The sequence below is a fragment of the Coleofasciculus sp. FACHB-712 genome (genome assembly GCF_014695635.1).
GTDB lineage: Bacteria > Cyanobacteriota > Cyanobacteriia > Cyanobacteriales > FACHB-T130 > FACHB-T130.
On sequence record NZ_JACJOQ010000119.1, the window covers coordinates 1 to 8,807 of the forward strand.

Genomic DNA, 8,807 nt, shown 5'->3' on the forward strand with positions numbered 1-8,807 from the left:
TGAATGGATAGAGATAGAGGCTTATCGGGACTGGAAAAGTTTAGTAAAGTATGTCAAAAATGTGCTAAAAAAAGTCGGAACCGAATATGTAATTAATTTTGCTTAAGCACTTATGCTTGTCTAATGTTTGCTGATGGCACAACGCAACCGTTTCGCTCATGGCCTTATTTCATTGGGGCAAATGGAACGGGTGTGATTTGCTTTATCCCCTATTTAATTTTCCGAAAATCAAATCAAGAATTTTCTGGACCAAAGGATAAATTACTAAAAATTCTAGATTCCCGTTGGACAGGAATTTTCCTACTGTTAACAACGATTGGCTTACTTGCCTACGCAATATTTGCTGGAGATTGGGGAGATTATATTCAACAGTTTAAAACCAGGGAATTCGTTCACCTCATCAGTTTGGATTTTTGTCTGATGTGCCTGGTGTTTCCATTAACGTCACTGTTTGACGATGATATGGCTCGTCGGGGCATAAAGGAGGCTCGAATTTTCTGGGCGGTGGCGCTAGTACCTTTATTTGGACCACTTGCTTATCTTTGCCTGCGTCCACCTTTGCCAGAATCAAGTGCTGACGTCAGCTTTCAAGCGTCTAATTTGACAGCTTAGCTTGCGAGTTGTGCCAGGAGAATGTGAAAGGAGAAAATGAAAATATAGAGGGGTGCTGTAGCGTCTCTGGGAGGTGGAAAGCATGATTGCCACTTTTCCTGTATTTTCTTTTATAGCAATTCTCGTTTGGACGCAGTACCGTTTAACCCCACCCCTGCCCCGCCCCGCAAGCAGGAAAGGGTTCAATACTGCCCTCTCTCCGCTTGCGGAGAGGCGGTTGAGGGTGAGGTTCCGAGTATATTGCAACAAAGTGAGAACTGCTATATAGGCGAGTTAAAGGGGCGATAACCGATCGGAATGCCAAAAAATCCTTACGCTTGGGTAGAGCAATCCCTCGCCACCATTCACCGCGCAGATTGGTATCGATCGGTGCAAGCGATCGCTAGTCGTCCGGGTGCGACGGTGTTGCTGGAGGGGCGTGAAGTCATCAATTTTGCCAGTAATGATTACTTGGGACTCGCGGGGGATGAACGCCTCATCCAAGCCGCAGTAGCGGCTACTCAGACATTTGGCACGGGTAGCACGGGTTCTCGGTTACTCAGCGGACATCGGGAACTGCATCGGGAATTGGAAAAAGCGATCGCATCCCTCAAACAAACTGAAGATGCCTTAGTTTTTAGCTCTGGATATCTGGCAAACTTAGGTGCGATCGCTGCTTTAGTCGGAAAACGCGATCTGATTGTGTCTGATGGGTACAATCACTCCAGTCTGAAAAATGGGGCGATTCTTAGCGGTGCAATGGTTATTGAATACCCTCACTGCAATGTTGAGGAGTTAAAAACCCAACTGAATTTACACCGGGAAAAATACCGTCGATGCCTGATTCTCACAGATAGCGTCTTCAGTATGGATGGCGATTTGTGCCCCTTACCGGGACTGTTAGAGCTGGCGGAGGAATTTAGCTGTATGCTGCTCGTTGATGAAGCTCATGCCACAGGGGTACTCGGAGCAACGGGTGCTGGGTGTGTAGAACATTTTGGCTGTAGCAATGTCCCGTTGATTCAAATCGGCACTCTCAGCAAAGCTTTAGGCAGTTTGGGTGGATATGTCGCAGGCAACTCGGCTGTGATTGACTTTTTGCGGAATCGGGCACCTAGTTGGATTTATACAACGGCTCTTTCCCCCGCGGATACCGCTGCGGCATTAGAAGCAGTTCGCATCATCCAAAAAGAACCGGAACGCCTCGCTAGTCTGTGGCGTAATGTCAATTTTCTCAAACAGCAGATTGCCCAGAAGTTACCACTACAATTACTGCCTTCTGAATCACCCATTCTCTGCTTTCCCTTGGAAAGTGCAGAAGCAGCGCTAAAAATGGGACATCAACTAAAAGCATCCGGCATTTTCGCCCCAGCGATTCGTCCTCCCACGGTGCCTACGAGTCGAATTCGGCTCTCGGTAATGGCAACCCATGAAGCTGCCCATCTTCAACGATTGGTGGAGGCGTTAAATGAAAATTACTTTTGATTATCTCGCGCAAAGGCGCTAAGACGCTAAGAAAAACTTTGCGCCTTTGCGCGAAATTCTGGAAAAACTATTGCCGATGGTCAACGATGGTAACGCGATCGCTTACTTGGGTCACGTTATCCTCAGACTTAATCTCATTCACAGCCGTCAGATTCTCCTGAGGTTCGACGATGCGGTTAGTGGAATCGGTTCTCGAAGTTGTAGAAGGCGGTACATCGTAGATAGCCCACTCTTGAATGCCGCGATTGCTCAGAACTGATTCGGCACGTTCGATATCGTCTTCGGTGCCATCTACCATAACCAGATAATCACCGCGAGCCACAAGATTGTTATAAACTTGCGCTCGATCTTCAGGAATTCCCAAACCCAGCAGTGCGCCAATCAAGCCACCTGCGGCTGCGCCGATTCCACTCCCCGCAAGGGTGGTTGCGATCGCAGTTGCGGTAGCACCAGCCAACAAAATCGGGCCAACTCCGGGAATCGCCAATACACCCAAACCGAGTAATAAGCCAGTCAGACCGCCTAAAGCACCCCCTGCGATCGCCCCTGTGGTTGCGCTTTCATCAACGTTATTGTCATCAACGCGATCGCTCATTTCAACGCCAGCGATTTGATCCTGGGGGTCTGCATCTCTGGCAACGACGGAAACTTTACTCATCGGAAAGCCAGAATTACTCAGCTCGTGAAGTGCATCTTCCGTATCCCGACGGCTGACAAAGGCACCAACGGCTCGCTTGTGTCGGCTGAAATCGCTGTCATTGACATTATCTTCTGTAGGAACATAGGCAACGGGAGAGGCGGCACCCAGCGGATTCATTCCTAACGAAGAGGAATAACCCGTCGCCAGGGGATCGAGTCCCAATGGGGAAGGATACGTGCTGCTGATCGGATCGAAGGGGGTTGAGGAAGAAGCGCCATAATTGTCAGGAACCGCCGAAACCCCAGTCACATTGTAGACACCCCAATGCTGAATACCTTGCCGGTTCAAAATCGATTCAGCACGATTAATTTCGTCTTGCGTACCCTCGACAATTACTAAATAATCTCCTTGGGAGACTCGGTGGTTGTAAACTTTGGCTTGTTCTTCAGGAATTCCTAAACCCATCAGTGTGCCGACAATGCCACCTGTCGCAGCGCCAACCGCACCCCCGATTAAAGCATCTCCCAGAATAGAAGCGATCGCACCTCCTGCGATAACCGGACCAAATCCCGGAACTGCCAACGCACTTAAGGCTCCTAGGACGCCAACTAAACCGCCGACCGCACCGCCTGCTAAGGCACCCGCCGCTGCACCCCCACCGGCTTCATTGCCACCTCCGTAAGGGTTGACTTCAACACCAGCTACCTCATCTTGCCGAGTGCTATCCCGTGCCACCACAGAAACTGTGTTCATGGCAAAACCAGAGTCCCTAAGCTCGTTGAGCGCATATTCCGCCTGTTCAGGTGTAGAAAATACGCCGACAGCTCGCTTGTTTTGGTCGAGGGTCATTTTTTTCCTCCTAGAAGTATTCAATAACTTCCGTCAGCACAAATACAGAATCAATTTTTTATTTATGCACTTTGCTTATCTTTCTGTTTTTTTCTACACTTTTCATCAGCCTGGAGATGTAAAATTTTCTCTATCAACAGATGGGTAAAAGATATTCTTCTATCAGCTCCTAATGCATTTTTTGCATCAGTTTTTTTGACGAAAAACTCTTTTTGGTTTTTGCTCATTTTTTTGTATGCCTTTATTCCTTGCCCCTTAGCATGAGTGGAAAGACACTTATACTTTGTCTTATACAGTAAACTTAACCCCGAAGCTGCTTCTGTTTCGGGGAAGGGGAAAGAACTTATCTTTTATGAACTTACTTTTATAAGGAGAGGAGTTGCCAAGAGATTAACGGACATTTATCAGGGAGAACCGGCTCCTAGAGCATGAATGGGGAGATTGTGCCCCGATGACCCTGAGAAATTTTTCCGAACAGAGCGCGGGAATTGCCACTGATTCGTTCGGTTATACCACCACCGATAGAGGGCAACTATCGGTACGCTCATAATCAGAAGTAGTTTAAAGACGCACCGCCAGTTGATTGCCGTTAAAGGGGTGGATCTTTGTGCAAAAAAAGTGGTTACTACCAACCATCAGTGAAATATTAGCCCAGAGCGAACACAGCGAACAAACTGGGGCAAATTCTGTTATGCCTTCTGTAGAGCAGACAGCAGAAAAAGCGCATGGATTGCGCCCTGCCAGCCGGACGGCACGAGAGTACGCCCGTGCCTCGCGGGAGTGGTGTGGAGCGATCGCTGCCTTGGAACAGTTGCTGCTGCAAGTTCTAGAACCTGCCACTGATTCGCTACAAGATTCGCCACAAACCTTGGGCTTAATTTTAGCGGGTCCTGTGCCGGTTCTGAGCCACCCAGCGGTAATGACTCGCGTTCATACCGGAATTTTTACAGCAGAGCGATTTAATCCTCTGGCATTAATGCCATTTCTGCTGCCTCCCGCAACAACTCAGCAAAAGGAAAACGAACCTCAATCCACTTCCAACTTCCCGTTAATCCCTGCCGATCCCTTAACAAGCGAACAGTTTTGCGTAATTTTTACACCACGGTTTAGTTTGGTGATGGTTGTTGGAGAAGATATTACAGGTGCCCCAGCTTTCCAATATTCTTTTGATCCGCAAGTGGTGGAGCAAGCGTGGCAAACTTTGCGATCGCGCTTGTTGCTGACTAGCCTTCATCAAGTGAGTCAGTTAGAAACTTTAGTCGAACGCTTTGCACCCCAAGCGCCCGATTATCGAACCGTTATGCAATTTAGCCGGTTGCTGTTGAAACATTTGCCCGAAGAAATCAGAGGCGATCGGAAAGACGCCGATTTATCCCGTCTTGGGTGTGGGCAAGAAGCAAAAGGTAAAGAGCTAGAAGATAATTCCGAACTGCCAATTTTGAATCCTAAATTAATTGAAAATTCAAAATTTAAAATTCAAAATTCTAATGATGTGGAATTACTTCAAGCGTTTGCCCACGAAGTACGGACGCCCCTGAGTACCATACGCACCTTAACGCGGCTGTTGCTGAAGCGCCGCAACGAATTAGCACCGGACATCATCAGGCGTTTGGAAGCGATCGATCGCGAGTGTACCGAGCAAATTGACCGCATGGAGTTGTTTTTCCGGGCGGTGGAATTAGAAACAGAAACCGTTAAGCGCTCGCCCGTTCACCTGACTGCGATGTCGGTAGCGCAGGTCTTCCAAAACAGCATTCCTCGCTGGCAAAAACAAGCAAATCGTCGCAACTTAACCCTAGAGGTGGTATTACCGCAAAAGCTCCCCGCTGTTGTCAGTAATCCCGCCATGCTGGATCAGGTACTAACTGGGTTAATTGAAAACTTCACTCGCAGCATCCCCGCAGGCGGTCATATTCAGGTGGAGGTGACACCCGCCGGAGACCAGCTAAAATTGCAACTCCAGTCTCAAAACCAACCTGACGAAAGCGGCAACTCGCTAGCCGCAGACAACAACCCACCAACGTGCAAGTCAATTGGTCAGCTATTGATGTTTCAGCCAGAAACCGGATGTTTGAGCCTCAATCTCAACGTCACCAAAAATCTCTTCCAAGCGTTAGGAGGAAAACTGATTGTACGGCAACGACCCCAGCAAGGTGAGGTCATGACGGTTTTCCTACCGTTAGATGTGGATGGTTCCGGCATTTGGAATGCTTAATTGGTAATCGCGGGATAGCGATCGCTATCCCGCCACTAATGCAAGTCTTAATATCTAGCATCCGCTCTTCGTTACAGCCGCGATCGCTGGACAGTATCTTTGTGTCTGGGCTATGACAGTGTAGCTACTGCCGCACATCTACACCTGTTGACCCAGCCATGCGACGCCCAAAAATCGGACTGATGCTATTCGCCATGCTTGTTGCCAATGGCGTGACACCAGTTGCCAATCTTCCAGCACCCTTAACAGCACCCCAAGCGTTGGCTCAAACCCCAAATGCAAGGAAAGCGGAAGCAGAGCGACTGGATGGGCAAGCATTTGACCAGTATCTTGCCAATCAACAGGAAGCGGCATTACAGTCTTGGCAACAGGCACTCTTGATCTACCAGGAACTCAAAGACCGCCGAGGCGAGGAGTTGGTCCTAGAAAAGATCGACATGGTTTATGAGACTCAAGCAGATCGCCTACGTAAACAAGGAGCTGGGCAGTATTTTACCAGTCAATGGGCAGCGGCATTACAGTCTTTGGAACAGTCACTCTTAATCTACCGGAACATCAAAAACCGAAAAGGCGAGGCATTGGCGCTAGGAGGGATAGGACTGGTTCATGACTCTCTAGGTGACTATGCCAAAGCGATTGATTACACTCAGCAGCAGTTGGGGATCGCACGAGAAATAGAAGACCCACTTAATGAGAGGGCGGCATTGGCCAATCTGGGAGGGATTTACCTTAACTTGGGAAACTACCCTAAGGGGATTGAGTATTCTCAGCAGGTATTGGCGCTCGTTGCAGCAGATGGATTTCCAGATCCACAAGCTGAGGGAAAGGCAGTAGCCAATTTAGGAGCAGCTTACGTTTCCCTAGGAGACTATGCCAAGGCAATTGGCTACCTTCAGCAGCAGTTAGCCAACGCCCGGGAAATAGGAGACCGACGAAGCGAGGGGGCGGCACTGGGCAATCTGGGAGTGGCTTACAGTAACCTTGGGGACTATGCTAAAGCGATTGAATCCTCTCAGCAGCAGTTAGCGATTGTCCGGGAAATAAAAAATCGACGAAGTGAGGGGTTGGCACTAGCTAATCTGGCAATGGCTTATATTTTTTTAGGAGACTATACCAAGGCGATTGATTATACTCAGCAGAGTTTGGCGATCGCACGAGAAATCAAAGATCGACGCAATGAAGGAGCTTTACTAGGTAATCTGGGAGTGGCTTACCGTCGCCTTGGAGACTATGCTAAAGCGCTTGAATACTCTCAGCAACAGTTAGCGATCGCGCAGGAAATTCAAAACCGTGAAGGCGAAGGCATAGCTCTGCACAATTTAGGTTTTACTCTCTATAAACAAGGCAATTTCGTAACCGCAGAGCCAATTTTAATGGATGCAATTAAGGTTCTGGAATCTATTCGAGCGGGCTTAGGCAGTAACGATGCGAATAAAGTGTCAATCTTTGAAAGGCAAGTTGGTACGTACCAGACATTACAAAAAGTCCTCATTGCCCAGAGTAAAACTGAGCCAGCACTGGAAATTGCGGAGCGGGGAAGGGCACGAGCCTTTGTGGAGTTACTCGCTGATAGGTTGCAGGATGACAGGTTACAGGTTGAAGGTTCAGCTCCACCTTCTAACCTTCAACCTCCTACCATTGAGCAAATTAAACAAATTGCTAAAGCGCAAGCCTCCACTCTTGTTCAATATTCGATTATTTACGACACATTCAAAGTTCAAGGTAAACAACAAGCTCAAGAATCAGAACTCTATATTTGGGTCATCAAGCCTACAGGTGAAGTAACGTTTCGCACAGCTGACCTGAAACCTCTGTGGCAAAAACAAAATATTTCTCTAGAAGAACTTGTTACTAGCAGCCGTGATTCCATCGGCGTTAGAGGTCGTGGCCTTGCCGTTGCCTCTAAAGTGGATAAAACCAGCACTAATAAACGATTACAGCAACTGCATCAACTGCTGATTCAACCGATTGCTGACCGATTGCCAAAAGACCCCAACGACCGAATTATTTTCATCCCTCAACGTGAACTGTTCCTAGTTCCCTTCCCAGCACTCCAAGATGCCAGTGGCAAATACTTCATCGAACAACACACTATTGTGACAGCACCCGCTATTCAGGTTCTGGAGCTAACCCACAAGCAACGGCAACGTGTATCGGGAAAGGAAGTGCTAGTGGTAGGCAATCCTACAATGCCTAAAATCGCTCCTAAAATTGGGGAGAAACCGGAGCCGTTATCTCAGCTACCGGGTGCGGAACAGGAAGCAAAAGCGATCGCTTCTCTCCTCAAAACCAAACCGCTCATTGGCAAGCAAGCGACCAAAATAGCGATCGCGCAACAGATGCCCAAAGCGAAGATTATTCATCTGGCGACACATGGATTGCTGGATGATTTCAAAGGTTTGGGTGTACCGGGTGCGATCGCTCTCGCTCCATCTGAGCAGGATACTGGCTTACTTACTGCTAGCGAAATTCTAGACATGAAACTGAATGCTGAGCTAGTCGTGCTGAGTGCTTGCGACACTGGCAGAGGCAAAATTACCGGCGATGGCGTTATCGGACTATCTCGCAGCTTAATTACTGCGGGTATACCCAGTGTAATTGTGTCCCTCTGGTCGGTTCCAGACGCCCCTACAGCATCCTTAATGACCGAATTTTATCAAAACCTTCAAAAGAATCCCGACAAAGCGCAAGCGATGCGTCAGGCGATGCTGACAACAATGAAGCAACACCCCGATCCGAAAGACTGGGCGGCTTTTACTCTTATTGGAGAAGCACAATAATTAAATTAAAACAGAAAGATAGAAATTCTTCGGTTTTTAATTCCTTCTCCCATTCGCTAAGCTCCGTGTAGCTGTTGCTCTTCATTTCGCTCAATGGCAGGCTTTAGACGACGGGATGTATACATAGAATCGGCATGAGTTGTCTGTCGGATTGGAATCTGAATTACAAACTCAGTTCCCTCACCGGGTGCGGAAATACACTTCAGCTGACCGCCGTGTTTTTCCACAATCTGATAGCAAATTGATA

General features: G+C 48.1%; 8 protein-coding genes and 1 pseudogene. 5 read left to right on the plus strand and 4 right to left on the minus strand.

Annotation, left to right across the window (positions count from 1 at the left end; genetic code table 11):
* From H6F50_RS26880 to bioF, 3 genes and pseudogenes are all read left to right on the plus strand, one after another.
* Nucleotides 1–106 (plus strand): annotated as a pseudogene (locus H6F50_RS26880) (IS630 family transposase); the annotation flags it as partial.
* 17 nt (nucleotides 107–123) lie between these two features.
* Nucleotides 124–612 carry a DUF2834 domain-containing protein gene (locus tag H6F50_RS02985; RefSeq protein ID WP_199291960.1) on the plus strand — a complete coding sequence of 163 codons (489 nt, stop codon included), beginning with the start codon at nucleotides 124–126 and terminating at the stop codon, nucleotides 610–612.
* Nucleotides 613–909: 297 nt separating this feature from the next.
* Nucleotides 910–2,076 (plus strand): 8-amino-7-oxononanoate synthase, encoded by a 1,167-nt coding sequence (gene bioF, locus H6F50_RS02990; RefSeq protein ID WP_190426151.1) that lies wholly within the window; start codon nucleotides 910–912, stop codon nucleotides 2,074–2,076.
* Between the two features lie 67 nt (nucleotides 2,077–2,143).
* Here the strand turns inward: bioF and H6F50_RS02995 are convergent, their stop codons facing one another.
* The 3 genes from H6F50_RS02995 to H6F50_RS03005 all read right to left on the minus strand — a co-directional run bounded on the left by H6F50_RS02995 (nucleotide 2,144) and on the right by H6F50_RS03005 (nucleotide 4,113).
* Nucleotides 2,144–3,565, minus strand: a complete 1,422-nt coding sequence (locus H6F50_RS02995; RefSeq protein WP_190426153.1) for a general stress protein — start codon at nucleotides 3,563–3,565, stop codon at nucleotides 2,144–2,146.
* 62 nt (nucleotides 3,566–3,627) lie between these two features.
* Nucleotides 3,628–3,792 (minus strand): hypothetical protein, encoded by a 165-nt coding sequence (locus tag H6F50_RS03000; protein WP_190426155.1) that lies wholly within the window; start codon nucleotides 3,790–3,792, stop codon nucleotides 3,628–3,630.
* Nucleotides 3,793–3,969: 177 nt separating this feature from the next.
* Nucleotides 3,970–4,113, minus strand: coding sequence for a hypothetical protein (locus H6F50_RS03005; protein WP_190410387.1), 144 nt, complete (start codon nucleotides 4,111–4,113; stop codon nucleotides 3,970–3,972).
* A 59-nt stretch (nucleotides 4,114–4,172) separates the two neighbouring features.
* Between H6F50_RS03005 and H6F50_RS03010 the strand changes: the two genes are divergently transcribed.
* Together H6F50_RS03010 and H6F50_RS03015 are read left to right on the plus strand one after the other, a co-directional pair.
* Nucleotides 4,173–5,780 (plus strand): HAMP domain-containing sensor histidine kinase, encoded by a 1,608-nt coding sequence (locus H6F50_RS03010; protein WP_190426159.1) that lies wholly within the window; start codon nucleotides 4,173–4,175, stop codon nucleotides 5,778–5,780.
* A 158-nt stretch (nucleotides 5,781–5,938) separates the two neighbouring features.
* A complete protein-coding gene (locus H6F50_RS03015) occupies nucleotides 5,939–8,560 on the plus strand; it encodes a CHAT domain-containing protein (protein ID WP_190426162.1) in 2,622 nt (873 codons plus the stop codon).
* Nucleotides 8,561–8,616: 56 nt separating this feature from the next.
* On the opposite strand, the gene H6F50_RS26885 is transcribed toward H6F50_RS03015, so the two are convergent.
* A partial coding sequence (locus H6F50_RS26885; RefSeq protein WP_242028877.1) for a hypothetical protein occupies nucleotides 8,617–8,807 on the minus strand: 191 nt, incomplete at its 5' end.